Below are 24,609 nucleotides of genomic sequence, written 5' to 3'. Positions count from 1 at the left end.
GGTGCTGCCGCCGCCTGGCGGCAAAACTTCAGACATCTTCGGGAGGCGGAGCGATGCGCGACACGGCAGCCAGGATCCTCGCCGTTCTGACGGGGCTATTCGTTCTCTACACCTCGGCCTTCGGGCCGTTCGAGAGTCTCGTCCAGCGCGCGGTCTTCCTGGCGCTGGTGATCACGCTCGGCCTGCTTCTCTATCCGCTCGGCAAGGACACGCGCTTCCGCGTTCCCGGCATGGTCTTCGACCTCGGCGCCGCGATCGTCGCCTGGATCGCCTGCGGCTATATCGTTCTCCACTACGACGAGATCATGAACAGCCTGCCCTGGGCGACGGGCTATGACCTCGCCATGACGATCGGCCTTGTCGTCGTCGTCCTGGAGGTCGGCCGGCGGGTCGTCGGCGTCATCTTTCCGGCCCTCGTCGTCGTGGGCCTCGCCTATGCGCTGTTCGGGCACCTCATTCCCGGCGTCCTCGGTCACCGGCAGTTCGACGCCTATTTCGTCACCGAGACGCTGTTCCTCGGCGATCTTGGCATCTGGGGCTCGCTTACCAGCGTCGCGGCGACGGTGATCGCCGCCTTCGTGCTCTTCGGCGCGTTTCTCCTCAACACCGGCGGTGGCCAGACCTTCATGGATCTCGCCATGCGGCTCGGCGGCAAGAGCCCGGGCGGCGCGGCGAAGATGGCGACCATCGCTTCGGGCCTCTTCGGAATGGTCTCCGGCAGCGCCGTCGCCAATGTCGCGACCACCGGCAACTTCACCATTCCCCTGATGAAGCGGCTGAACTATCCGGCGCCCTTTGCCGCCGCGGTCGAGGCGGTGGCGTCCACCGGCGGCCAGCTGGCACCGCCGATCATGGGAGCGGCGGCCTTCGTCATGGCCGAGATCCTCGGCATCTCGTATGTGGACGTGATGGTCGCGGCGGTCCTCCCGGCGCTGTTCTTCTATCTGTCGGTGTTCATGACGGTCCACGTCGTCTCGGTCCGGCGCAACATGCGCATCGTCGACGAGAGCGAGATCCCGAGCTGGGCGACGATCGTGAAATGGCGGCGCGTCCTGCCGATCGTTGCGGCGCTTGGCGGGCTGTTCTTCGGCATCTTCGCCGGCCGCTCCGTGCAGACCGCCGCCTTCTACGGGATCGCCGGCCTGTTCGTCGCCTATCTCGCCGTCAGCCTCGGCCAAATCCCGCTGAAACGGATGGGCCACCAGCTCGTCGCCTCGCTCGACGATGCCGGCCGCGGCCTCGTCATCATCGGCGTGCTGCTTGCCGGTGCGCAGATCCTCGTCGCGATGATCAACCTCACCGGCATCGGCGTGACCCTGTCGTCGCTGATCGTCGCCATCGCCGGCAATTCGATGGTCCTGATCGCGCTCATCGTCGGCGTCATCTGCCTGATCATCGGCATGGGCCTGCCGACCACTGCGGCCTATGTGCTCGTCGCCGCGGTGCTTGCGCCGGCGCTGACCTCCGTCGGCGTCGAGCCGCTCGCCGCGCATATGTTCGTCTTCTATTTCGCGACGATCTCGGTGATCACGCCGCCGGTCTGCGTCGCCGTCTTCGTCGCCGCCGGCATCGCCCAGACCAACTGGCTGCCGGCCGCGCGCGAGGCGGTGCGGCTCGGCGCGATGACCTATGTCGTGCCGTTCCTTCTGCTGCTCTATCCCGGCATGATCGGGAATGGCGGTGCGATGGCGGTGGTGGACGCGGTGATGACCGGGCTCGTCCTGACGATCGCGATTCCCTGCCTGCTCGGCCGGATGCCGCTGTTCGGCCAGCGCGTCCTCGACATCGCCATCTATCTCCTGGTCATCGCGCTCGCCTTCGTGCCGATCGTCGGCCTGCCCATCGTCGCAGCCGGCGTCTTTGCCGCCGCCTTCTTCGCAGGCGGCCAGAAGGCCAAGGCGATGGCCGGCACGTCGAGCGCCGCCGTCGCACTGTCACGAGCAAAGACCGGCGAGGTGCGCCCATGACGCAGTCCGTACAGCTGCTGGCGGAGCAGCCGATCGAACGGGTGGCGGTGATCGGTTCGGGCCTGATCGGCGCGGGCTGGGCGGCGGCGTTTCTCGCCCGCGGGCTGGACGTCGTCGCGATCGACCCCGCAGCCGGCGCCAGAGACAGGCTCGTCGCGACGATCCGTTCGATGTGGCCGGCCCTTCAGGAACTCGGCCAGGCGGCTGGCGAGCCGGAGCTCGATCGGCTGCGCTTTGCCGCCTCGCCTGGCCCCGACCTTGCCGACATCCAGCTGGTTCAGGAGAACGCGCCGGAAAAGCTCGACGTGAAGCGCGCGCTCTTTGCCGAGATCGAGCGCTTCGTCTCGCCAAACGCCATTCTCGCCTCCTCGACCTCGGCACTGCTGATCGGCGACATCCAGACTGCCTGTGCCCATCCGGAGCGCTGCGTTGCCGGCCATCCCTTCAACCCGCCGCATCTCCTGCCATTGGTCGAAGTGTCCGGCGGGCCGATGACCGACCCGGCGGTGCTCGACCGCGTGGTGGCGTTCTATGGCTCTCTCGGGAAGTCGCCGGTGCGGCTGAAGAAGGCGGTGCAGGGTCATATCGCCGGCCGCCTCAGCGCAGCGCTCTACCGCGAGGCGGTGCATCTCGTCGCCGAGGGAGTGGCGTCCGCCGCCGACATCGACGCGGCGGTCCGCGACGGTCCCGGCCGCAGATGGGCGACGGTCGGTCCGCACATGGCCTATCATCTCGGGGGAGGCGAGGGCGGCATCCGCCACTATCTCGATCATCTGGGCGACAGCCAGCAACGGCGCTGGGAGGATCTCGGGACCCCGACGCTGGACAGGCCGCTTCGCGAAAAGCTGATTGCGGAGACGCTCGACGAGGCGGGTGGCAGAAGCGTCGACGCGCTCAATGCGGAGCGCGACCGCCAGCTCATCCTGCTCGCCAAGGCTCTTTCCAGCACATCCGGAGACTGAAGCCCCGAGCTCACGCTGTTTCAGCGAGCAGCCGAGGTCGATTTCCTACGGATCAGGCTGGGGCGCACGCATGAAGGTCGGCAGGATGGCGATCAGCAACAGCAGCCGGAAGATGTGGTGGGTCGCGACATAGGCCGGGTCGTAGCCGAGCGACAGGGCCATGGCGCTCATCCCCTCGACGCCGCCCGGCGCGAAGGACACCCAGACCTGGCCGAAGGGCAGGCCGAGAAGCTCCGCGACGAAGAAGCTGACGAGACCGGAGAGCGCCAGGGCGATCGTCGTGACCACCAGGCCGGCGACGAAGAGGTCGCGCAGCTGCGCCCGCGTGACCGAGGCGAATCTCGCGCCGATGACGGCGCCGGCCAGCGAGAAGCCGATGAAGGTCAGGATCGGCGAGGGGCGGCCTTCCAGCCAGCCGACCCCGTGTCCCAGTCCGCTGATGACGACGCCGGCGAGAAGAAAGGCGGCGGGAATGCTGAGCCGATCGAACAGGTAGCCACCCGCGGCGGCGATCGCGATCAGGACGATGCTGACCGGAAAGCTCAGCGCATGGCTGGCGAGAGCGATGCCGTGGCCGCCGCTGCCCGCCTCGACCAGCGCGACGAGCGGCGGCAGCGCGATGGTGATGACCAAAAGCCTGAGGCTCTGCAGCACCATGACGAAGGGAATGTCGATCTGCGCTGCCGGGCGATCGGCCGCGAGCGACAGGCTGTAGGAGAGGGCGCCCGGCGAGGTGGCGAGGACGGCGGTGCCGCCCGAAGCGCCGAAGAACCGCTTCAGCACCGTCGACGAGATCAGCATCACCGCAATCATGGTGATCGTCAGTGCGAGAAGGCTCAAGGGAAAGCGCAGCACGTCGGTGAGGAAATGCGTGGTGACGCCGGCACCGAGCGTCACGCCGATGGCGGTGAAGCCGAGATTGCGCAGCGTCGGCGGGACTTTCGGCGACAGGCCGGCGGCCGAGAGCGCCGTGACGGCGACAGTGGAGCCGACGAGCGGCCCGGCGGGAACGCCGAGGGCCTGAAACAGAGCGGCGCCGCAGAGCGCGGCGCCGATGGCCAGAAACACCGGCCGGTATGCAGCAATCATGCAGGCGCCTTCGGTGATGCGTCCTCTGCCCGGGCGCGCCGGCGCCGACCGACCACGACCGGCACGGCGACGACCAGCAGCGCCAGCACGTAGAGCGCGACGCTGTTCCAGGACGTCACGAGGATCGTCCAGTCGCCACCGGAAATCGACAGGGCGCGGCGCAGATTGTCCTCGAATAGGCCGCCGAGCACGAAGCCGAGAATCACCGGTGCAAGCGAGAAGTCGAGCTTGCGCAGGAACCAGCCGAAGACGCCGAGCGCGGTGATCATGTAGAGATCGTGCGGATTGGAGACGACCGAATAGACGCCGATGAAGGCGAGGACCGCGATCAGCGGGGTCAGGAACTGCTGCGGGATCGTCAGCATGCGGGCAAACAGCCCGACCAGCGGCAGGTTGATGATCAGAAGCGCCACGTTGCCGATATACATCGAGGCGATCAGGCCCCAGGCGATCTCCGGGCGCTGCTGGAACATCAGCGGACCGGGCGTGACGTTGAACAGCAGCAGCGCGCCCAGCAGGATCGCGGTGGTGCCGGAGCCGGGAATGCCGAGGGTCAGCATCGGCACCATGGCGCCGCCGGCCGACGCGTTGTTGGCCGCCTCGGGCGCTGCAAGCCCGCGCATGTCGCCCTGGCCGAATTTCGAGGAGTCGCGGGCCGAGCGCTTCTCCGTGCCATAGGCGACGGCCGAGGCGACGGAGGCGCCGGTGCCCGGCAGGATGCCGATGAAGAAGCCGATCAGCGAGCCGCGCAGGATCGTCCACTTGACGAAGGCGAGATCCTTCAGCGTGACGAAGCTCTTGTCGATCTTCAGTGTCTTCAGCGTGCCGGCGGCCTGCTGCTCGACGAGATGGATCAGCTCGGCCATGCCGAAGAGGCCGATCACCACCACCAGGAAGTCGATGCCGGCGAGGATGTCGGGAATGCCGAAGGTGTAGCGCGCGACGCCGGTATTGGCGTCGATGCCGATCGAGGCGAGCATCAGTCCGATGAGGGCGGCCAGCAGGGTCTTCACCGGGTTCGAGCCGACCAGCGAAGCCAGCGAGGCGAAGGCGAAGACCATCAGCGCCACGTAGTCCGACGGCGAGAAGTGGATCGCGTAGGAGGCCAGCGCCGGGCCGAAGAAGCTCATCAGGATGACCGAGAAGGTGCCACCGACGAAGGACGCGACGGCGGACAGCGACAGGGCCTTGCCCGCCTCGCCGTTGCGCGCCATCGGGTTGCCGTCGAGGGTGGTCATCACCGCGCCGGCGTCGCCCGGCACGTTGAGCAGGATCGAGGAGATGCGGCCGCCATATTCGGCGCCGTAATAGATGCCGGCGAGAAGGATGATCGCCGATTCCGGCTTGAAGCCGAGGCCGTAGGCGATGGGCAAGAGGATCGCCACACCGTTGATCGGGCCGATGCCCGGCAGCGCGCCGATCAACGTGCCGACGAAGCAGCCGCCGAGCACCAGGAAGAGATTGAAGGGGTCGAGCGCGACTTCGAAGCCGGAAGCAAGACCGGAGAATACAGCGTCCATGGTTCAGCTCACCTAAAGATCGTCAGGACGCCAGCCGGCAGGTTGAGTTCGAGCAGCTTGGTGCAGAGAAAATATCCGGCGACGCCGATCCCGGCGCTGAAGGCGAGGGCCGGCAACAGCCTCGAACCGAGCATCAGCGACAGCGCCATGCAGAAGGCGAAGGTGGCGAGGATGAAGCCGAGCGGCTGGAACAGATAGGCATAGGCGAACAGCATCATCACGAGTGCGGCGAGGCGGCCCCAGGTCTTCGCCGGCACGCCGAGGCTGGCGACGTCGGGTTTGGCGAGGACGAACAGGATGCAGGGGATCGCGACGATGCCGAGGATGCGCGGCCAGCTCTCGGGCCCGAGCGGGTCATATTGGAACGGGGCGTGAATCACCGTGAAGGCGATGATCGTATAGCCGATCGCCACCAGGAGAAGCACGCCGGCAAAAATCCGGTCGGCCATGAAATGCTCCGAGAACGATGCGCAAAGAGCGCCGCCGCACCGGGCGGACGACGCCTCGCGGGTGAAGGCGGAATGATGACGCGGCACGGGCTGCGCCGATCGTCGGACGACCGGCACAGCCCCTGCATCAGTCCGGGAGGACTACTGGATCAGACCGGCTTCCTTGGCGATCCCGGTCATGCGCTCGACGCGCTTCTTCATGTCGGCGTCCATCTCCTTGCCGGAGAGGTCGAGCGGGAGAAGGCCCTTGTCCTTGACGAGAGCGGCCCATTCGTCGGTCTTGTAGGCCGCCTGGAAGGCCTCGACCCACTTGTTGTAGGCCTCGTCCGGCACGTTCTTGCCCATGTAGTAGCCGCGAACGATCGGCCAGACGGCGTCGTAGCCGGCTTCCTTGGCGGTCGGGATGTCGGCGAAGGGCGCGGGAAGACGCTCGTCGCTCATGGCGGCGAGGATGCGCATCTCGCCGGTGCCGAGATGCGACACCATCTCGCCGACGTCGCCGGTATAGACCTGGATCGAACCGCCGAGCAGGCCGGCGATCGCGTCGCCGCCGCCGTCGAAGGCGACGTAGCGCATCTGGCGCGGATCGAGATCCTCCGACTTCATCAGGATCGCGGCCTTCATCCAGTCCTGCGAGCCGACCGAGCCGCCGGCGCCCATGACTACGCCGCCCGGATTCTCCTTCAGGGCGTCCATGACGTCCTTGAGGGTCTTGTAGGGGCTGTCGTCGCGGACGATCACGGCGCCGTAGTCGGTGCCTGCGGTCGCCAGGAACCGGACGTCACCGGCGCCCCACTGGCCGTATTTGCCGGTGGCCATGTTGAGCAGCGAGCCGGACGAGAAGGCGACGATGGCGTTCGGATCGTCCGTGCGGGTGGTGTTGAACAGGTTGATCGCCACGGCGCCGATGCCGCCGGGCATGAAGGTCACCTGCATCGGGCCGTCGAACTGCTTCTCAAGACCCTGCTGGGCGATGCGGCAAGTGAGGTCGAAGCCGCCGCCCGGCTTGGCCGGGGCCACGCATTCCGGCCGGTCGATCTCCTGGGCGAAGGCCGGGGAGACGAGGAAGCTCGTCAGCAGCAGAGCGGATGCGGTCTTGGCAAATGTCATTGAGGGTCCTCCCATCGATTTTCCAGTTTGGCGAGAGATGTCCGCCAGGTCCGGCCGCTGGTTTTTCCACCGTGCCGTCCATGCAAGTGCAATCCGTGATCTAGGGCAGCACCATTCCTCTCCCACCGTGCACTTAGAAGCCGGCACTGACGGCGACTTGACCCGAAACTGACACGAAGCTGACACCGATGCTTGGCGCAGGACATGCTGCGGCGCGTCACATTCCCGCGCTTCTCAAACGCTTGCCGCCCGGCTAAGCCTTTTCGACCATGCGGATTCTCCTTGTCGAAGACAGCCGCGACCTCTCCGAAGCCCTTCTCGAACGGTTCCGCGGCGAGGGCCATGCGATCGACCTCGAAACCGACGGTGCCGAGGCGGAAGCGCTGTTGCGTCACGCCAGCTTCGACGTGGTGATCCTCGACATCAATCTTCCCTCGATGAACGGCTACGACGTGCTGCGGGCGATGCGCGCGAGGGGCGACCGCACGCCGGTGCTGGTGCTGACGGCCCGCTCGGAGATCGACGACCGGATCGTCGGGCTCGATGTCGGGGCCGACGACTACATGGTGAAGCCGTTCGACTTCCGGGAGATATCGGCGCGCTGCCGGGCGCTGGTCAGGCGGCGCTCGGGCGAGGCCAGCAACGTCTTCGTCCAGGGCGCCTTCGAGTTCGATCGCGGGGCGCGGCGCGCGCTGCTCGCCGGCGTCGATCTCGAGCTGCGCCACCGCGAGGTGCAGGTGCTGGAGCTCTTCCTCGGCCAGCTCGGGCGGGTGCTGACCAAGGACGAGGTCGCCGACCGGATCTACAGCTTCGACGAGGCGCCGAGCCTCAATGCCGTCGAACAGACGATGACCCGGCTGCGCAAGAAGCTGGACGGCTCGCCCGTCGCGATCCGCACGATCCGCGGTCTCGGCTACATCGCCAGCATTCGCGACGACTGACGATGGGCGAGACGAAACCGGATCGGCAGCCGAGGGCGGCTGTAGTCAACGCGGCGCGGCTTCCCGCCGGATGGCGGCGATGAGCCGGGCGCGGCCTTCCGGCGCCATCCCGGCCCATGCAAGCGGGCGTCGGCCCTATTCGCTGCGCCGAAGGCTGATGGTCGCCTCGATGGGCGCCTTCGCCGTCTTGATCGCCCTCCTGTCTGCCGGCCTGTGGACCTATGCGCGGAGTTCGGCCAACGAGACCTACGACCTCCTCCTGCGCGGAGCGGCGATCGCGATTCTCGAACGCATCTCGGTGACGCCCGAGGGGATCGACATCGACCTGCCGCCCTCGGCGCTGGAAATCCTCGCCCTCGACCAGGACGACCGGGTCTTCTACCGGGTCGTCGACGCGGATGGCGCGACCTTGACCGGCACAGCGGACCTTCCGTCGGAAGGCTCGCTGGCAAAATCGCCGCCGCTGCAGGAACCGGTCTTCTTCGACAGCCAGTACAGCGGCGAGACGGTCCGCTTCGTCGTCAACGGGCGCACACTCCTTTCCGCCGACGAGCCGCAATGGGTGGGCGTCCAGATCGGTCAGACGCGGATCGCCCGCAATGCCATGGAACGCGACCTGATCCTGAAGGGGCTGGTGCCGCTGGCGGCGCTGTCGATCGCCGGGGTGGCGATGGCGCGCGCCGGGATCGGCTTTGCCATGCGGCCGCTCGCCGGGATCGAGCGGGATATCCGCGAACGCCAGCCCAACGACCTGAAGCCCCTCGACGCATTGCCGCCGCGGGAGGTCGAGAGCCTGATCACCGCCATCAACGGCTTCATGCGCCGCCTCGACCTGTCGCGCGATCAGGCGGAATCCTTCATCGCCGACGTCGCCCACCAGATGCGCACCTCCCTGGCGGCGCTCTACAGCCATCTCGAGGCTGCCGGCGACCAGGGCGAGGCGGGCACCGTCGCCGTCCTGCGCGCCAGGGACCAGGCCCGCCGGACCGTGCGGCTGACCAACCAGCTTCTCAGCCATGCGATGGTGATCCACCGGGCCGACAAGGAGATGTTCGAGACGATCGATCTCGGTGAACTCGTCCGGCGACTGATGGAGGAGATCGTCCGGGACGAGCGCGCGGGCGGCATCGACTTCGCCGTCGAGCTGCCGCCACCGCCGACCCCGGCGAAGGTCATGGGCGATCCCATCGCGATCCGCGAGGCGCTGCGCAACCTCGTCGACAATGCCGTGCGCCACGGCCCGCCCGACAACCAGATCACCCTTCACGTCGTTGCGACGACGCTGCGGGGGCGACCGGCCTTCGCGATCGGCGTCGAGGATCAGGGGCCGGGGATCGCCGATGCCGACAAGCCGAGGGTGGTCGAGCGCTTCTATTCGAGCGGGCCGGGGGGCGGCTCCGGCGTCGGCCTCGCCATCGTCGCGGCGGTCGCCGAGAGCCACAAGGGGCGGCTCGATCTCGCCGACCGCAAACCCTCCGGGCTTCGCGCCAGCATGACGCTGCCGCAATCGCCCCTGCCGGGGGGCGAGGCCCCATGACCGTCCGCTCGCGCGCCGTCCTTGCGGCGTTACTCGTCGCCCTTGCGGCCCTGACGATATGGCTCGTCGTCCTGAAGGAGGGATCGGACGCGCCCGAGCGAACGGTCCTCGACGTCTGGAGCGCCACGGACAAGGCGGCGATGTCGGCGATCGTCGCCGGCTTCGAGGCCGCCTATCCGAACGTCTCCGTCCGCTACACCGAGTTCAACACCTCCGAGCTTCAGGACGCCGTCCTGGCGGCGAAGGAAATGCCCGACGTCGTGATTTCCTCGGCGATGGATCTTCAGGTCGAGCTGGTCAATCGCGGTCTGGCGAGCCCCGTCTCGGACGTTCCCGAGACGCCGGACTGGGCGCGCTGGCGCGAGGAACTCTTCGGCTTCACCCAGGAGCCGGTGGCGCTGGTCTACAACCGGCAGGCGTTTTCCGATCGTCGGCTTCCGAGCACGAGATCGGAGCTCGCCGGCATGATCCGCGACGAGCCGTCCTTCTTCGACGGTCGGGTCGGGACCTACGACGTCGCCTTGTCCGGCGTCGGCTACATGTTCGCCGCACAGGATGCGCAGCGGGGTTTCCAGGCGTCTCGCCTGGTCGAATCCCTCGGCCGCGCCCGGGCGCGGACCTATTGCTGCACCAGCGACATGGTGGGCGACGTCGCGACGGGAAAACTGGTCCTCGCCTACAACGTCATCGGCTCCTATGCGCTCGAACAGGTGCGCCAGGACGCGCGGCTCGGCATTCTTCTCCTCAGCGACTATGCGCTGGTGTTCACCCGCTCGGTGCTCGTGCCGAAGGAGTCCGATGCCAAGGGCGCGGCCGGGGATTTCATCCGCTTCCTGCTCTCCGATGCCGGCCAGACGCTGATCGACCGGAACTCCTCGCTCTTCCCGCTGATCGAAAGCTTCCGCGAGGGCCAGTCCTTTTTCGAGAGCCGCTTCGAGGGCTCAACCTCGCTCCTGCCGATCCGCCTGAGGCCCAGCCTCCTGACCTGGCTCGACGGGCGGAAGAAGGCGAAGTTCCTGCACGACTGGCAAGCCTCGATCAAAGGCCGCTCGCCCACGCAATGACCGGGGCGCGACGTTCAGCGGCAGATCGGATGCTCAGCGCTCGGCCAGCGCTTCGAAGACGTGATGGTGGATCCGGCCGTCGAACATCGCCATGAGTTCGCCGGTCACCGCCCGGCTTTCGAGGCGGATCGGCGCGTCGAGAGCCGCGGCGAGGGCCGCCTCGTCCTCGAAGCTCATCGTCAGCGTCAGCGGAAAGGACGGGGCTCCGTCGTCCCGCGAAAGGGCGAACATCACCTTCAGATCGCGCAAGCCGGGAAACTGCCGCCACATCGGGACGAGACGGGTTTCGACGAAGTTTCTGAAATCGGTCTCGCTCCCGGCATGGATCGCGCCCTCGAAGAGCGCCTGTCGGACGATCATCTGACTGTCTCCTGGCTTGCGGCACCGGGCCGAAGGTCGGGATCGATCTTCGCAAGGCACGATGAGCAGATTGAATGCGTTACGCCAACGGCCGGAGAGGGCGACTTCCTGTCGCCCTGTCGCCCGAAGCTGTTCCCGCGGTGCCCGAGCGTCTCCGCCTTGCGCCGGACGACGACGGGGGCCGATGGCATTTCGAGCGTCTTCAGCGCGTCCCGGCGGACGCGCGGCGCTCTCCCCGGATCACCGATGTCGGCGGCGTCTCGCCTTTGAAGAAGGCGTCGAGATTGGCGAGCACCAGTTCGCCCATCGCAAGCCGGGTCTCGATCGTCGCGCTGCCCTGGTGCGGCATCAGAAGCACGTTGTCCAAGGCGAGAAACTCCGGCCGGATGTTCGGCTCGCCGACGAAGACGTCGAGGCCCGCCGCGGCGATCGTGCCACCCTTCAGCGCCGCGATCAGCGCCTCCTCGTCGACGACGCTGCCGCGGGCGATGTTGACGAGAACGCCGTCCGCTCCGAGTGCGGACAGGATCTCGTTGCCGACCATCCTTTCCGTCCCGGCGGTGCCGGCGACGCAGACGGCGAGGATGTCGCACTCGGTCGCAAGGCCGACGGCGGTTTCGCACCGTCGGTAGCTTTCGGACGCCTCGACGGCCGAGCGGTTCCAATAGGCGACCTTCATGCCGAAGGCCTCGGCACGGCCGGCGAGCGCCCGGCCGATCTGGCCGAAGCCGAGAATGCCGAGACGCTTGCCCGTAAGGCTCGATCCGAGCGGCAGCGTTTCGCCAGCGCCCCAGGCGCCGCTGCGCACCAGCCGGTCGCCCTGGCCGAGACGGCGCATGACGCCGAGGATCAGCGCCATGCCGAGATCGGCGACATCGTCGGTGAGGACGCCCGGCGTCGTCGAGACATGGATGCCGCGCCGGCGCGCAAGATCGAGGTCGACCTTATCGGTGCCGACGCCGTTCACCGCGACGAGGCCGAGGGAGGGAAGCTTTTCGAACCAGTCGGGCGAAAGGCCGGTGCCGCCGCCGGTGACGACGGCGCGGATCCGGCCCGCGGACTGATCCGCCGCCCGGGCGCCGTCCGGCGCGAACAGCCGCGTCACCTGATAGGCGGCGTCGAGCCGCGCCTCGATCTCGGCGAGCATCGGCTCGACGAGCAGGATGTCGTGTTTCACGTCATGCCTCATGGAGCGCTGTTGGTTCGTCAGTGGCCGGTGATCTGGCCGAGGAAGGTCCGCGTGCGCTCGTGCCGGGGATTGCCGAAGAACTCCGTCGGCCCGGCGATCTCGACGATCTCGCCGCGGTCCATGAAGATCACCCGGTCGGCGACCTGCCGGGCAAATCCCATCTCGTGGGTGACCACCATCATCGTCATGCCCTCGCGGGCAAGATCGATCATCGTGTCGAGCACTTCCTTGACCATTTCCGGGTCGAGCGCCGAGGTCGGCTCGTCGAACAGCATGATCTTCGGGTTCATGCAGAGGGCCCGGGCGATGGCGACGCGCTGCTGCTGGCCGCCGGACAGCTGGGCGGGATATTTCTCCGCCTGTTCGGGGATCTTCACCCGCTCGAGGAACCGGCGGGCCGTCGCCTCGGCTTCGTCCCTGGCGATGCCGCGCACCTTCATCAGCGCCAGCATGCAGTTGCGCAGCACCGTCATGTGCGGGAACAGGTTGAACTGCTGGAACACCATTCCGACGTCGCGGCGAACCTGTTCGACGTTCTTCGGCCCGGCGGTCAGCTCGATGCCGTCGACGACGATCCGGCCCTCCTGGACCGCCTCGAGCTGGTTGACGCAGCGGATCAGTGTGGACTTTCCCGAGCCCGACGGCCCACACACGACGATCTTCTCGCCGCGTGCGACCGTCAGGTCGATGTGTTTGAGGGCGTGGAAGGTGCCGTAGTATTTCTCGACACCCTCCATGGTGACCGCGGGCATGTGGGCGCTGTCCGCGCGCCCTTCGGGCGAGGTGTTGCTCATCGCTGACGTCCCGCTTTCCTTGAAAGATCAGCTCTTGCTGTTGGCGATGAAGTCCGGCAGCGGCGCGCCGAGCCACTTCTCGTGCAGCTTGCTGAGGGCGCCGTCCTGCTTGGCCTTGGCGAGGAAGTCGTTGACCGCCGCCATCAGCTCGTCGGAGCCCGGCCGCGTCGCGATGCCCTGCTTCTGCTGAGCCAGCGAGAACTTGGTGTCGTAGGTGTCGGGGCGGACCTTCTCGACCTGGGCGACGACCGTGTTCGAGCAGCCGATCAGCGGCACCTGGCCGGAAAGCAGCGCCTGGACGGCGGAGGCGTCGTCGTCGAAGCGCTGGATGTTGGCGTCCTGCGGCGCCACCTTGGTGATCGCGGTGTCCTGCGTCGAGGCTCTGGCGACGCCGACATTCTTGCCGGAAAGATCCTCGGGGCCCTTCACCGCCAGATCCTTGTCGCCGAAGACGAAGATCTCGATGCCGGCATAGGGCTGCGAGAAGTCGACCTGTTCGGCACGGGCGGGGGTGATGCCGAGCGAGGCAACGAGGACGTCGACCTGGCCGGAGAGAAGATAGGGGATGCGGTTCGGCCCGGTGACCGGGACGAGATTGAGCTTCACGCCGAGATCCTCGGCGAGGAGCTTTGCCACATCGGCGTCGTAGCCGTCCGGCTTGCCGGCATTGTCGAGAATGCCGAAAGGCGGGAAGTCGACGAGCATGCCGACATTGATCGTGCCGCGCGACTTCACGGCCTCCAGCGTCTGCGCCTTGGCGGCGACGGCGCCGAGCCCGACGAAGATGGCCGCTGCGGCCGCGATCGCCGCGGCTTTTCTGAAGATGTTCATGGCTGTTTCCTTCCCTGTTGCGTGCTTGTCTTGCCGGCCCCGGCTCACCGCCGGGTTGCCACGGCGAAACGACGTTCCATCCAGCGGGCCAGCAGCGAGAGCGGCCAGCACAGGACGAAGTAGAGGATCGCCACCAGGCCGAAGACCTTGAACGGCACGAAGGTGGCGTTGTTGATGATCTGGCCGGCGCGGGTCAGTTCGACGAAGCCGATGATCGAGGCGAGCGAGGTGCCCTTGATCAGCTGGACGAGGAAGCCGACGGTCGGCGCGACGGCGATCTTCGCCGCCTGGGGCAGGACGATCGACTTCATCCGGTCGACATAGCCGAGACCCAGCGCCCAGGACGCCTCCGACTGGCCGGAGGGCACCGCCTCGATGCAGCCGCGCCAGATCTCGCCGAGAAAGGCGCTGGCATGCAGCGTCAGGGCGAGCGAGGCGGCCAGCCACGGATTGATGCCGGCGCCGAAGATGTTAAGGCCGAAATAGACCAGGAAGAGCTGCATCAGCAGCGGCGTGCCCTGGAACAGCCGGACATAGCCGAGCGCGAGATAGCGCAGCGCTCTGACCTGGCTCACCCTTGCCAGCGCGACGACGAGGCCGCCGATCGCGCCGCCGGCAAAGGCGATCGCCGACAGCGCCAGCGTCCACTGGACGGCCGCCACGATGAACAGGATTTCGTCGATGCCGAAGGGGCGGATCATCGCGTGCTCCTATCGGCTCAGCGGGTAGTTGAACGCCATGCGCTCGACCAGCGAGAACAGCCCGGAAAAGGCGATCGACAGGACGAGATACATGGCGGTGATGACGAGATAGACCTCGAAGGAGGCGAAGGTCTGGGACTGGATGTCGTTGCCGGCCGCCGCAAGGTCCGTCGCCGAGATCACCGAGACGACGCTCGAGGTCAGCATAAGATAGATGAACTGGCTGGTCAGCGCCGGATAGACGGTGCGCAGCGCCGGCTTGACGATGATGTAGCGGAAGATCTGGACCGGCTTCAGCCCCAGCGCCGTACCAGCCTCGACCTGGCCCTTCTGGATCGACTCGATGCCGGCCCGGATGATCTCCGTCGCATAGGCGCCGACATTGACTGTCAGCGCGACGAGGGCCGCGGTGTTCGGCGAAAAGCGGATGCCGAGGGCCGGCAGGCCGAAGAAGATGAAGAAGATCTGGATCAGGAACGGCGTGTTCCGGATGACCTCGATATAGACGTCGATGATCCAGCGGACGGGCCGGGGGCCGCCGGTCTTGCCGGCCGCGCAGACGATCGCGACCAGCGTGCCGAGCAGCATGGCGCCGAACGACAGTTCGAGCGTGACCAGAAGTCCGGACAGAAGATGGCCGAAATTGTCGAAGACCGGCGCAAATTTGAGCTGGTAGTCCAAGTCCCGAAACCTCCGAGCCGCAACCTCCCGTGGAGCGGCATTTCGAGCGACCGAGCGTCGTTTGGATCGATCTAAAGCAGGTCAGACGACCGGTCAAGTGCCGGTCCGGCGGGCCCGACGGATTCGCGCGCCACAAATTCGGTGGGTTCGATCAGGCGGCTCACCGGCGCCGCCGGCTCGCCGATCCGGCGCAGCAGCAGCCGCGCGGCATTCTCTCCGACGCTGAAGGGCTTGGTCGCGACGGAGGTGAGGCCGGGCAGGACGAGGGCGGCTTCCGCGACATTGTCGAAGCCGGCCAGGGAGATGTCGCGGCCGAGGGTGAGACCGAGATCGAGGAACCCCCGGTGAAGGCCGAGGGCGACGACGTCGTTGAAGCAGATCACGGCGCTCGGACGGTCCGGCCCGGCAGCGATGGCGGCAGCGGCCTCGCGCGCCGCGCCGTGGGTCAGCGGCAGGTGGATGACGGCGTCCGCGTCGAGCCGACGAGCCGACATCGCTTCCTGAAAGCCCGCCAGCCTGTCGGCCTGCGCAGAGTGCCGGCGATTGCCGCTGACGAACAGGATCCGCCGGTGGCCGAGGCCGATCAGCCGCTCGGTCGCCTCGCGCATGCCGGCGCGGTAGTCGATGCCGGCATAGTCGCTGCCTGTCCCGGGAACGTAGCGCAGCGCCTGGACCAGCGGCAGGCTCCAGGCGGCGGCATCCTCGACGAGACGAAGGTCGGTTCCCTCGCAGGGGCAGACGATGACCCCGTCGGCGGCATGTTCGCGCATCCGCCGCAAGAAGCCGCTCTGCTTGTCCAGCGATTCGTTGGAATTGGCGAAGATGACGGCGAGCCCTTCCGTCTCGAACACCGATTCCATCCCGGCCAGAAGCACGGCGAAGAACGGGTTGGTGAGGTTCGGCACGACGACACCCACCGTCCGGCTCTGCGCCGCGCGCATGCGGGCGGCGCCGGCATTGTAGACATAGCCGAGCTCGGCCATGGCGGCCTCGACCCGCTCCCGCGTTGAAGCCGAGACCAGCGGGCTCTTGCGCACGACCAGCGAGGCGGTCGCACGCGAGACGCCGGCCCGGTCGGCGACGTCGAGCAAGGTTGGGCGCTTCGGCACGGCGTTCCCTCCCGATCCGATTCCACGGGACCGAGCCGATTTGGATCGATCCAAGAAGAGAATGGACGGGTCTTGCGGTGAAGTCGAGACAGGATCTCGCGGGTCGGGCCGGCGGCGGGGCCGTCAGATCACCGTGGTGGTCACAAAACCTTCCTCGGATATTTTTATACCGATCGGTAGATATTTCTCTTGACCACGAGTGATCGGCCACTTAACTGCAGCCCTACCGCTCGGTACATAACTGGCGTCGGTCATGCGGGATTGCGAGAGGGCATAGCGATGACCGGGGCACTTTCGGCAAATCCAGCAAGTTCGGCAGCGAGGCTCCCTCGGCTTCCGGCGACGTAAATCAACGGGCGGAACCCCGCAGAACCGGGGCGCTCGTCGCAGCGGATGCGCAGGACCAGAGGCATTGTCGCCCCGTCCCCTTGCAGCGTCCGATCCCTGAAATTTCGTTAGCGAGTTCTCTCCATGAAACAGACAGCCTTTCGGCGGCTCCTCTGGAGTTCGAGCCTGACGGTCCTCATTGCCGCGGCCGCAACGACCGTGGCCTTCAACGAACCCGAGCCCGCGGCAGCGACCGAAGCGGCAGCCCCGGCACCGGCTGCCGTCGGCGTGCCGGTCAACCCGGTCGAGCCGCAGTCCGTGACGCTCTGGAAGGAATATTCCGGGCGGCTCGAGGCGGTCGATCGGGTCGAGATCAGGCCCCGCGTTTCCGGCGCCATCGAGGCGTTCCACTTTCGCGAGGGCGCGCTGGTGAAAAAGGGCGATCTCGTCGCCACCATCGATCCGGCGCCCTATCAGGCCGCCGTCGCGCGGGCGAGGGCGGATGTGGAGGCGGCCGAGGCGCAGGTCCATCTGGCCGCGCTCGAAGTCGACCGGGCGAAATCGCTGGTGACCTCCCGCACCGTCTCGCAGAGCACCCTCGACCAGCGCTCCAGCGGCTACGACCAGGCGCTCGCCAGCGCCGACGCCGCCAGGGCGTCGCTGCGGACGGCCGAGCTCGACCTCGATCATACCGCGGTGCGCAGCCCGATCGACGGGCGCATCGGGCAGATCGAGGTCACCGCGGGCAATCTCGTCGCGGCGGGCCTTTCCTCGCCGGTGCTGACGACGGTGGTGTCCGTCGATCCGATCTATGCCGGCTTCGACGTCAATGCCGGCGATGTTGCGGAGATCCTCTCCGCCTTGCCGGATCAGGACGGTCCGCTTCCCGCCTATGGCGACATCCCGGTCGAGGTCGAGCGGTTCTCCGCCACGGACGCCTCGAAGCCGGTACGCGGCCATGTGCAGCTGATCGGCAACGAGGTCGACGAGAAAAGCGGCACCCTGCGGCTGCGTGCCTCCCTCGACAATCCGAAGGGCACCCTCGTGCCCGGCGAGTTCGTCCGCATCCGGCTCGGACAGCCGAAGCCCGAGGACAAGCTCCTGATCAGCGAGAGAGCCGTCGGCACCGACCAGGACCGCAAGTTCGTCCTGGTGGTCGGCAAGGACAACAAGGTCGAGTACCGCACGATCGAGCTCGGCGCCTCGGTCGCCGGCCTCAGAGTCGTATCCTCGGGCCTGAAGCCCGGCGAGCAGATCGTCGCGGAGGGGATCCAGTCCCTCGCGCCGGGCACGCTCGTCGATCCCGAACCCGTCGCCGTGGCATCCGCGAAGTAGCCCGCGACGGCAGAAGACGGTCCGTCTCACCCCCGAGGCCGGACCGTCTTCCCCCTGTTGCATGACCCGAAGCGTCGGAGCCGGCTTTCGGAAACGATCAAGCCGGACAGAGAGATCGAGCGGGCTTTGGGAGCGCGGCGCGTCCCGGCGCGCTCCACGCCCGATACCGCCACCATCCGTGCCTGCCTTAGCGCCCGCCTTGCCGGGTGCCGGGCCTGCCTTTGCCGCCAGGCCGCCACCGCCGAGCCGAAGAGACCATCATGAACATCTCCAAGTTCTTCATCGACCGCCCGGTCTTCGCAGGCGTGCTTTCGGTGCTCATCCTGATCTGCGGCCTTCTCGGCATGCAGGCCCTGCCGATCTCGGAATATCCCGAGGTCGTGCCGCCTTCGATCGTGGTGCGCGCGCAATATCCCGGCGCCAACCCCAAGGTCATCGCCGAGACCGTCGCGACGCCGATCGAGGAGGAGATCAACGGCGTCGAGGGCATGCTCTATATGTCCAGCCAGGCGACCGCCGACGGCGCGCTGACCCTGACCGTGACCTTCGCCCTCGGCACCGACCCCGACAAGGCGCAGCAACTGGTCCAGAACCGGGTGAGCCAGGCCGAGCCGCGGCTGCCGGAAGAGGTCCGCTCCCTCGGCATCACCACCAAGAAGAGTTCGCCCGACCTGATGATGGTGGTCCACCTCGTCTCGCCGGACGGGCGCTACGACATCAAGTATCTGCGCAACTATGCCGTCATTAACGTCAAGGATCGCCTCGCCCAGATCGCCGGTGTCGGCGACGTTCAGGTCTTCGGCTCCGGCGACTATGCCATGCGCGTCTGGCTCGACCCGCAGAAGGTCGCCGAGGTCGGCCTCTCGGCGAGCGACGTCGTCGCGGCAATCCGCGAGCAGAACGTCCAGGCGGCGGCCGGCCAGATCGGCGCGCCGCCGGCCGGAAGCGGCGTCGAGCTGCAGCTGTCCGTCAATGCGGAGGGCCGGCTGAACACGCCGGAAGCCTTCGGCGACATCATCGTCAAGACCGCGCCGAACGGCGCCGTCGTCCGGCTGCGCGACGTCGCACGGGTCGAACTCGGCGTGTCCGGCTATTCGCTGCGCTCGCTGCTCAGCGGCAAGCCGGCGGTCGCCCTGCCGATCTTCCAGTCGCCGGGCTCCAATGCCATCGCCGTCTCCGACGCGATCCACCAGACGATGGACGAGCTGCAGGCCGCCATGCCCCAGGGCGTCCAATACGAGATCGTCTACGACACGACGCAGTTCGTGCGCGCCTCCATCGAAGCGGTGGTCCACACGCTGCTCGAGGCGGTGGTGCTGGTGGTCATCGTCGTCATCGTCTTCCTGCAGACCTGGCGGGCGTCGATCATCCCGCTGATCGCCGTGCCGGTGTCGATCGTCGGCACTTTCGGCGCACTCTATCTCCTCGGCTTCTCGATCAATGCGCTGAGCCTCTTCGGGCTGGTGCTGGCCATCGGCATCGTCGTCGACGACGCCATCGTCGTCGTCGAGAATGTCGAGCGCAACATCGAAGAGGGGCTTCCACCCCGCCAGGCGACCTACAAGGCGATGAGCGAGGTCTCCGGCCCGATCATCGCGATCGCCCTGGTGCTCGTCGCCGTCTTCGTGCCGCTGGCCTTCATCTCCGGCCTCACCGGCCAGTTCTACAAGCAGTTCGCGGTGACCATCGCGATCTCGACGGTGATCTCGGCGATCAATTCGCTGACCCTGTCGCCGGCACTCGCGGCACTTCTCTTGAAGGGACATGGCGCTAAGAGGGACGTCCCGACCCGGGTGATGGACTTCCTGCTCGGCTGGTTCTTCCGCGGCTTCAACCGGGCCTTCGGCTTCGGATCGCGAAAGTATGGCAATTCCGTCGGGCGGCTGTTCTCGCGCAAGACGATCGTCATGGGCGTCTATCTGCTGCTCGTCGGCGGCACCGTCTACATGTTCAACCAGGTGCCGGGCGGTTTCGTGCCGGCGCAGGACAAGGGCTATCTCGTCGGCTTCGCGCAGCTGCCCGACGGTGCCAGCCTCGACCGGACGGAAGACGTCATCGAGCGGATGGACCAGATCGCCCTGAAGCAGCCGGGGGCGACCGACACGGTGTCCTTCCCCGGATTGTCGATCAACGGCTTCACCAACTCTTCCAGCGCCGGCGTCGTCTTCGTCACCGAAGCCCCCTTCGAGGAGCGCGAGGGCCTGCCCGGCGGCGCGATCGCCGGGGCTCTCAACCAGCAATATGCCGGCATCCGCGAAGCGACCATCGCCATGTTCCCGCCGCCGCCCGTCCAGGGTCTCGGCACGATCGGCGGCTTCAAGCTGCAGCTCGAGGACCGCGCCGGCCTCGGCTACGAGGCGCTCAGCCAGGCGACCAACGCCTTCCTCGCCAAGGCGCGGCAGGCGCCGGAGCTGGCCGGCATGTTCTCGAGCTACCGGATCTCGGTGCCGCAGCTCTTCGCCGATCTCGACCGGACCAAGGCGCATCAGCTGGGCGTCTCGGTGACCGACGTCTTCGAGACGCTGCAGATCTATCTGGGATCGCTGTATGTGAACGACTTCAACGCCTTCGGCCGGACCTACTCGGTCCGTGTGCAGGCCGACGCCGGCGATCGCAGCCAGCCGGAAGACATTGCCCGCCTGAAGGTCCGCTCGTCGAACGGCGCCATGGTGCCACTCTCGGCGCTGATGACCGTGAGGCCGTCGGCCGGGCCGGAGCTTGCGAGCCGCTACAACGGCTTTCTCGCCGCCGACATCAATGGCGGCGCGGCGCCGGGCTTTTCCTCCGGCGAGGCCCAGGCAGCGGTCGAGCGTGTCGCGGCGGAGACGCTGCCCAAGGGCATCGGCTTCGAGTGGACGGACCTGACCTACCAGCAGATCATCGCCGGCAATTCCGGGCTGATCGTCTTCCCGCTGGCCGTGCTCCTCGTCTTCCTGGTGCTGGCCGCCCAATATGAGAGCCTGACGCTGCCCTTCGCCATCATCATGATCGTGCCGACGGGGATCCTCGCCGCACTGATCGGCGTCTGGCTCGATCACGGTGACAATAACATCTTCACCCAGATCGGCTTCATCGTGCTGGTCGGCCTGTCGGCAAAGAACGCCATCCTCATCGTCGAATTCGCCCGCGACCTGGAGATCTCCGGAATGGCGACCCGCGAGGCGGCGGTCGAGGCGAGCCGGCTGCGGCTACGGCCGATCCTGATGACGTCGATCGCCTTCATCATGGGCGTCGTGCCGCTCGTCCTGTCGACCGGGCCCGGCGCCGAGATGCGCGCGGCCATGGGTGTTGCGGTCTTCGCCGGCATGCTCGGCGTGACGCTCTTCGGCATCTTCCTGACGCCGGTGTTCTACGTCCTCGTCCGCGCGCTTTCCGGCGGACGGCCGCTCAGGCGGAGCGGCGAGGCGGCACCGGAAGTTGGCGAGGCGGACGCTCCGGCGGCGCATCCTTAGCCCGGCACGGGATCTAAACATGCCATGAGTCTAGACGCTGCGAGACAGGAAACATTTCGAAACGGCAGCAAAATGCCTACATGTGCTAGGGAACAAACCCCAAAATCGGAATCGATCTTCGGTCGACCGGATGGGCAGAACCAACTGTCGGAGCGCCACGCAGGACGCTCCCGCCATCGGCGCGAAAACAAGAACCAGCCTGCGGAGGAAGCGACATGGCCAAGGGACGGCCACGGGAGTTCGACGCCGACGAGGCGCTCGACAAGGCGGTTTTCCTGTTCTGGCGACAGGGCTATGAGGGCACGTCGATGAGCGATCTCGTCGATGCGATGGGCATCACCAAGCCCAGTCTCTACGCCGCCTTCGGCAACAAGGAAGAGCTGTTCAAGAAGGCGGTCGACCGCTACGAGGAGCGACGCATCGCCTTTCTCGGTGGCATCTTCGACCAGCCGTCGTCCCGCCGGGCCATCGAGGCCTTCCTGATGATGTTCACCGGTGCAGACGCTCCCGACGGCACACCCTGCGGATGCCTGATGGTGCAGGGCGCGCTGGTCTGCAGCCCGGACGGCGAAGCGGTCAAGGAGGATCTCCTCTCGCGTCGCTCCTCTCGGATGAAGCAGCTCTTCGAACGGCTGGAAGACTGGAAGGCGATCGGCGACCTGCCGCACGACACCGATACCGAAAGCCTCGGCCGCTACGTCGCCACCGTCGCCAACGGCCTGGTGGTGCAGGCGAATGGCGGCGCGAGGCCCGAAGAGCTGAGGGCCGTGGTCCGGCAGTTCATGCAGTCCTGGCCGGGCGCAGAGCCCTCCGAAGCGACAGGGGACGCGGCCTGCGTCGCATGACGTTCGGCGCCCGGCGTCCGACCGGGCGGCGACTGGGCATCAATAATTGCCGGTCGACGAAAGACCGTCGAGAAAGGCCGTCGCCTCCTTCCGGATCGTCTGGACCTTCCTGCCGTCCATCCGGTCGAGGGTCGCATAGGTCCGGTTCATCCGCGGATTGCCCTTCAGGCGCTTCTCGTTGCGGACGATGAAGTCCCAGTAGAGCAGATTGAACGGGCAGGCCCCTTCGCCGGTCTTCACCTTCGGAGAATAGCGGCAGCCGCCGCAATAGTCCGACATCTTGTCGATATAGTTCGCGGAAGCCGCATAGGGCTTGGAGGCGAAGAGCCCGCCGTCGGCATAAAGGATCATGCCGACGACGTTGGGCATCTCCACCCATTCATAGGCGTCGTGATAGACGGTGAGATACCATTCCTGCACCTCTTTCGGATCGAAGCCGCAGAGCAGGCAGAAATTGCCGAGCACCATCAGACGCTGGATGTGATGGTTGTAGGCGCGGGCCTTCACCTCCTCGATGCAGTGATGCAGGCAGTTGAGGTCGGTCTCGCCGGTCCAGAAGAAATCCGGCAGGCTGCGCTGGGCGTCGAGCCTGTTGGACGTCTCGTAGCCGGGCATCTCCCGCCAGTAGACGCCGCGGATGAATTCGCGCCAGCCCATTATCTGGCGAATGAACCCCTCGACCGCGTTGATCGGCGCCTTGCCATCCCGCCAGGCCGCCTCTGCCCTTTCGCAGGCTTCGCGCGGGTCGATCAGCCCGCAATTGATCAGCGCCGAGACATGGGAGTGAAAGAGCAGCGGCGCGCCTTCGCGCATTGCATCCTGATAGGTGCCGAAATCCCGCAGCGCCTCTTCGACGAACCAGTTGAGGTAATGCAGCGCCTGGCGCCGCGAGACCGGATAGTCGAAATCGTCGAGGCTGCCGAAATGATTGCCGACGCGCGAGGCGACGAGACCCAGCACTGCCTCGGTCGTCTCGTCCACGGCATAGGTCGGCCGCTCGGGAGGCTCGACGCCCTTCTTCAGCGGCTCGCGGTTGGCATGGTCGAAGTTCCACTTGCCTTCCGCCGGATGATCGCCCTCCATCAGATAGCCGGTGGACCTGCGCATCTCCCGATAGAAATACTCCATCCGCAGTTCCTTGAGCCCCTCGGCCCAGCCGCGGAATTTTTCGTGGCTGCAGAGGAACCGGTCGTCGGGACGGATCTCGACGGCGACGCCGAGTTCCTCGCGCCAGTCGTCCATCATCTGGCGGACGCGCCATTCGCCCGGTTCGGTGACGGCCACGGCGTCCGGCGCGTGCTTTTCGACCGCCCGCTTCAGCTCGCTGGTGAAGGAGCCGGTGTTGTCCGCATCGTCGAGCGTCACGTAATCGACCGTGACGCCGCGATCGCGGAGGTCGTCGGCAAAGTGGCGCATGGCGGAAAAGAGGAAGGCGATCTTGCGCTTGTGATGGCGCACGTAGCGGGTTTCGTCCGCCACCTCGCACATCAGGACGACGTCGCCGGCCTCCATGTCGCGGAGAGAGGAGAGGTCCCGGCTGAGCTGGTCGCCGAGAACGAAGCGCAGGGTCGGCATCGCGCCGCGGCCTAGCTGCGCATGACGCGGATCGAGGAGCGGCCGCCATCGACGCCGATCACCTGGCCGGTGATCCACGAGCCGGCCTCGGTGAGCAGCAGCTCCGCCATGGCGGCGACGTCGTCCGGCCGCCCCAGCCGCGGGATCGCGTGCATCCTGGCGATCGCGCTCGCCATCCGCTCGTTTCCGGCCACCGTCTGTCCGAGCGGCGTGTCTACCAGCGACGGCGCGATGGCGTTGACGCGGATCTTGCCGGCATATTCGGTGGCGAGGGTTCGGGTCAGGCCGACGACGGCGCCCTTGGCCATGGCGATGGAGGCGTGGGCGGCAAAACCCTGATCGACGGCGACCGTCGAGAAGAACACCGCGCTGGCTCCATCCCCGGCCGCCAGAAGCGCCGGCGTCGCCGCCTTGAAGCTCAGGGCCGCCCCGAGCGCGTTCAGGCGGAAGTCGTCGAGATAGTCGTCGGCGGAGACCTTGGCGAAGGGCTTCAGATTGATCGACCCGACGGCATAGACGAAGCCGTCGAGGCTCTGCGGCATCGCGTCGCCCGCCCGCTCGATCGCATCCGCGTCCATCACGTCGCAGAGAATGGTGGCTGCGCCGAGTTCCTCGGCGAGCCCGGCCAGGGCCTCCTCGTTCCGTCCCGCAAGGACGAGATCGTGCCCCGCTTTTGAAAGACGCCGCGCGATCGCCTCGCCGATCCCGCCATTGCCACCAAAGATCAGATATCGTCCCATCGATCGATCGCACCGTCAGCGTTGCCGGCAT

At 67.0% G+C, this 24,609-nt stretch carries 21 protein-coding genes; 8 read left to right on the top strand and 13 right to left on the bottom strand.

Annotated features, from left to right (window positions below):
- Positions 1-53 precede the first annotated feature (53 nt).
- Both E3C22_RS12095 and E3C22_RS12090 read left to right on the top strand, forming a co-directional pair.
- Positions 54-1,967 (top strand): TRAP transporter permease, encoded by a 1,914-nt coding sequence (locus E3C22_RS12095; RefSeq protein ID WP_134762273.1) that lies wholly within the window; start codon positions 54-56, stop codon positions 1,965-1,967.
- Positions 1,964-2,929, top strand: a complete 966-nt coding sequence (locus tag E3C22_RS12090) for a 3-hydroxyacyl-CoA dehydrogenase NAD-binding domain-containing protein (RefSeq protein WP_134762272.1) — start codon at positions 1,964-1,966, stop codon at positions 2,927-2,929. Before E3C22_RS12095 ends, E3C22_RS12090 begins: the two co-directional genes overlap by 4 nt.
- 45 nt (positions 2,930-2,974) lie before the next feature.
- Here the strand turns inward: E3C22_RS12090 and E3C22_RS12085 are convergent, their stop codons facing one another.
- From E3C22_RS12085 to E3C22_RS12070, 4 genes are all read right to left on the bottom strand, one after another.
- Positions 2,975-4,018, bottom strand: coding sequence for an AbrB family transcriptional regulator (locus E3C22_RS12085; RefSeq protein ID WP_134762271.1), 1,044 nt, complete (start codon positions 4,016-4,018; stop codon positions 2,975-2,977).
- Entirely contained in the window at positions 4,015-5,538 is a 1,524-nt protein-coding gene (locus E3C22_RS12080; protein WP_134762270.1) for a tripartite tricarboxylate transporter permease, read from the bottom strand. Before E3C22_RS12080 ends, E3C22_RS12085 begins: the two co-directional genes overlap by 4 nt.
- Positions 5,539-5,546: 8 nt before the next feature.
- Positions 5,547-5,987, bottom strand: a complete 441-nt coding sequence (locus E3C22_RS12075; RefSeq protein WP_134762269.1) for a tripartite tricarboxylate transporter TctB family protein — start codon at positions 5,985-5,987, stop codon at positions 5,547-5,549.
- A gap of 141 nt (positions 5,988-6,128) precedes the next feature.
- The gene (locus E3C22_RS12070) at positions 6,129-7,097 is read right to left on the bottom strand and encodes a Bug family tripartite tricarboxylate transporter substrate binding protein (RefSeq protein ID WP_134762268.1); all 969 of its coding nucleotides are present in this window, start codon (positions 7,095-7,097) and stop codon (positions 6,129-6,131) included.
- A gap of 269 nt (positions 7,098-7,366) precedes the next feature.
- Here E3C22_RS12070 and E3C22_RS12065 point away from each other — a divergent pair, with 269 nt between their 5' ends.
- From E3C22_RS12065 to E3C22_RS12055, 3 genes are all read left to right on the top strand, one after another.
- Entirely contained in the window at positions 7,367-8,038 is a 672-nt protein-coding gene (locus E3C22_RS12065) for a response regulator transcription factor (RefSeq protein WP_134762267.1), read from the top strand.
- Positions 8,039-8,117: 79 nt separating this feature from the next.
- Positions 8,118-9,575 (top strand): sensor histidine kinase, encoded by a 1,458-nt coding sequence (locus E3C22_RS12060; RefSeq protein WP_167591743.1) that lies wholly within the window; start codon positions 8,118-8,120, stop codon positions 9,573-9,575.
- A complete protein-coding gene (locus tag E3C22_RS12055; protein WP_134762265.1) occupies positions 9,572-10,639 on the top strand; it encodes an ABC transporter substrate-binding protein in 1,068 nt (355 codons plus the stop codon). The genes E3C22_RS12060 and E3C22_RS12055 overlap by 4 nt, the downstream gene beginning before the upstream one ends.
- Positions 10,640-10,672: 33 nt before the next feature.
- Here the strand turns inward: E3C22_RS12055 and E3C22_RS12050 are convergent, their stop codons facing one another.
- From E3C22_RS12050 to E3C22_RS12020, 7 genes are all read right to left on the bottom strand, one after another.
- A complete protein-coding gene (locus tag E3C22_RS12050) occupies positions 10,673-10,999 on the bottom strand; it encodes a hypothetical protein (RefSeq protein WP_134762264.1) in 327 nt (108 codons plus the stop codon).
- A 202-nt stretch (positions 11,000-11,201) separates the two neighbouring features.
- Positions 11,202-12,146 (bottom strand): 2-hydroxyacid dehydrogenase, encoded by a 945-nt coding sequence (locus E3C22_RS12045; RefSeq protein WP_425364978.1) that lies wholly within the window; start codon positions 12,144-12,146, stop codon positions 11,202-11,204.
- 59 nt (positions 12,147-12,205) lie between these two features.
- Entirely contained in the window at positions 12,206-12,982 is a 777-nt protein-coding gene (locus E3C22_RS12040) for an amino acid ABC transporter ATP-binding protein (RefSeq protein ID WP_134762262.1), read from the bottom strand.
- 27 nt (positions 12,983-13,009) lie between these two features.
- Positions 13,010-13,813: a transporter substrate-binding domain-containing protein gene (locus tag E3C22_RS12035; protein ID WP_134762261.1), complete on the bottom strand. Its 804-nt coding sequence runs from the start codon at positions 13,811-13,813 to the stop codon at positions 13,010-13,012.
- Positions 13,814-13,857: 44 nt separating this feature from the next.
- Positions 13,858-14,514: an amino acid ABC transporter permease gene (locus E3C22_RS12030; RefSeq protein WP_134762260.1), complete on the bottom strand. Its 657-nt coding sequence runs from the start codon at positions 14,512-14,514 to the stop codon at positions 13,858-13,860.
- A gap of 9 nt (positions 14,515-14,523) precedes the next feature.
- Positions 14,524-15,195 carry an amino acid ABC transporter permease gene (locus E3C22_RS12025; RefSeq protein WP_134762259.1) on the bottom strand — a complete coding sequence of 224 codons (672 nt, stop codon included), beginning with the start codon at positions 15,193-15,195 and terminating at the stop codon, positions 14,524-14,526.
- 71 nt (positions 15,196-15,266) lie between these two features.
- Complete coding sequence (locus E3C22_RS12020; RefSeq protein WP_206026945.1) at positions 15,267-16,304, bottom strand: LacI family DNA-binding transcriptional regulator; 1,038 nt, start codon at positions 16,302-16,304, stop codon at positions 15,267-15,269.
- A gap of 471 nt (positions 16,305-16,775) precedes the next feature.
- Here E3C22_RS12020 and E3C22_RS12015 point away from each other — a divergent pair, with 471 nt between their 5' ends.
- From E3C22_RS12015 to E3C22_RS12005, 3 genes are all read left to right on the top strand, one after another.
- Complete coding sequence (locus tag E3C22_RS12015) at positions 16,776-17,966, top strand: efflux RND transporter periplasmic adaptor subunit (RefSeq protein WP_134762258.1); 1,191 nt, start codon at positions 16,776-16,778, stop codon at positions 17,964-17,966.
- 260 nt (positions 17,967-18,226) lie between these two features.
- On the top strand, positions 18,227-21,418 hold the full coding sequence (locus tag E3C22_RS12010; protein ID WP_134762257.1) for an efflux RND transporter permease subunit: 3,192 nt from the start codon (positions 18,227-18,229) through the stop codon (positions 21,416-21,418).
- 215 nt (positions 21,419-21,633) lie between these two features.
- Positions 21,634-22,263: a TetR/AcrR family transcriptional regulator gene (locus tag E3C22_RS12005; protein ID WP_134762256.1), complete on the top strand. Its 630-nt coding sequence runs from the start codon at positions 21,634-21,636 to the stop codon at positions 22,261-22,263.
- 39 nt (positions 22,264-22,302) lie between these two features.
- Here the strand turns inward: E3C22_RS12005 and E3C22_RS12000 are convergent, their stop codons facing one another.
- Positions 22,303-23,838, bottom strand: coding sequence for a cryptochrome/photolyase family protein (locus E3C22_RS12000; RefSeq protein WP_134762255.1), 1,536 nt, complete (start codon positions 23,836-23,838; stop codon positions 22,303-22,305).
- Between the two features lie 11 nt (positions 23,839-23,849).
- Positions 23,850-24,578, bottom strand: coding sequence for an SDR family NAD(P)-dependent oxidoreductase (locus tag E3C22_RS11995; protein ID WP_134762254.1), 729 nt, complete (start codon positions 24,576-24,578; stop codon positions 23,850-23,852).
- Positions 24,579-24,609 lie beyond the last annotated feature (31 nt).

Origin of the sequence: Jiella endophytica, from assembly GCF_004519335.1 — a bacterium.
Taxonomy (GTDB): domain Bacteria; phylum Pseudomonadota; class Alphaproteobacteria; order Rhizobiales; family Rhizobiaceae; genus Jiella; species Jiella endophytica.
This window is presented reverse-complemented; position numbering and strand designations above follow the sequence as displayed.

Coding starts and splice junctions, on each gene's coding strand:
- E3C22_RS12095 (WP_134762273.1), top strand. CDS start 54: ATGCGCGACACGGCAGCCAGGATCCTCGCCGTTCTGACGGGGCTATTC.
- E3C22_RS12090 (WP_134762272.1), top strand. CDS start 1,964: ATGACGCAGTCCGTACAGCTGCTGGCGGAGCAGCCGATCGAACGGGTG.
- E3C22_RS12085 (WP_134762271.1), bottom strand. CDS start 4,018: ATGATTGCTGCATACCGGCCGGTGTTTCTGGCCATCGGCGCCGCGCTC.
- E3C22_RS12080 (WP_134762270.1), bottom strand. CDS start 5,538: ATGGACGCTGTATTCTCCGGTCTTGCTTCCGGCTTCGAAGTCGCGCTC.
- E3C22_RS12075 (WP_134762269.1), bottom strand. CDS start 5,987: ATGGCCGACCGGATTTTTGCCGGCGTGCTTCTCCTGGTGGCGATCGGC.
- E3C22_RS12070 (WP_134762268.1), bottom strand. CDS start 7,097: ATGACATTTGCCAAGACCGCATCCGCTCTGCTGCTGACGAGCTTCCTC.
- E3C22_RS12065 (WP_134762267.1), top strand. CDS start 7,367: ATGCGGATTCTCCTTGTCGAAGACAGCCGCGACCTCTCCGAAGCCCTT.
- E3C22_RS12060 (WP_167591743.1), top strand. CDS start 8,118: ATGAGCCGGGCGCGGCCTTCCGGCGCCATCCCGGCCCATGCAAGCGGG.
- E3C22_RS12055 (WP_134762265.1), top strand. CDS start 9,572: ATGACCGTCCGCTCGCGCGCCGTCCTTGCGGCGTTACTCGTCGCCCTT.
- E3C22_RS12050 (WP_134762264.1), bottom strand. CDS start 10,999: ATGATCGTCCGACAGGCGCTCTTCGAGGGCGCGATCCATGCCGGGAGC.
- E3C22_RS12045 (WP_425364978.1), bottom strand. CDS start 12,146: ATGCTCGCCGAGATCGAGGCGCGGCTCGACGCCGCCTATCAGGTGACG.
- E3C22_RS12040 (WP_134762262.1), bottom strand. CDS start 12,982: ATGAGCAACACCTCGCCCGAAGGGCGCGCGGACAGCGCCCACATGCCC.
- E3C22_RS12035 (WP_134762261.1), bottom strand. CDS start 13,813: ATGAACATCTTCAGAAAAGCCGCGGCGATCGCGGCCGCAGCGGCCATC.
- E3C22_RS12030 (WP_134762260.1), bottom strand. CDS start 14,514: ATGATCCGCCCCTTCGGCATCGACGAAATCCTGTTCATCGTGGCGGCC.
- E3C22_RS12015 (WP_134762258.1), top strand. CDS start 16,776: ATGAAACAGACAGCCTTTCGGCGGCTCCTCTGGAGTTCGAGCCTGACG.
- E3C22_RS12010 (WP_134762257.1), top strand. CDS start 18,227: ATGAACATCTCCAAGTTCTTCATCGACCGCCCGGTCTTCGCAGGCGTG.
- E3C22_RS12005 (WP_134762256.1), top strand. CDS start 21,634: ATGGCCAAGGGACGGCCACGGGAGTTCGACGCCGACGAGGCGCTCGAC.
- E3C22_RS12000 (WP_134762255.1), bottom strand. CDS start 23,838: ATGCCGACCCTGCGCTTCGTTCTCGGCGACCAGCTCAGCCGGGACCTC.
- E3C22_RS11995 (WP_134762254.1), bottom strand. CDS start 24,578: ATGGGACGATATCTGATCTTTGGTGGCAATGGCGGGATCGGCGAGGCG.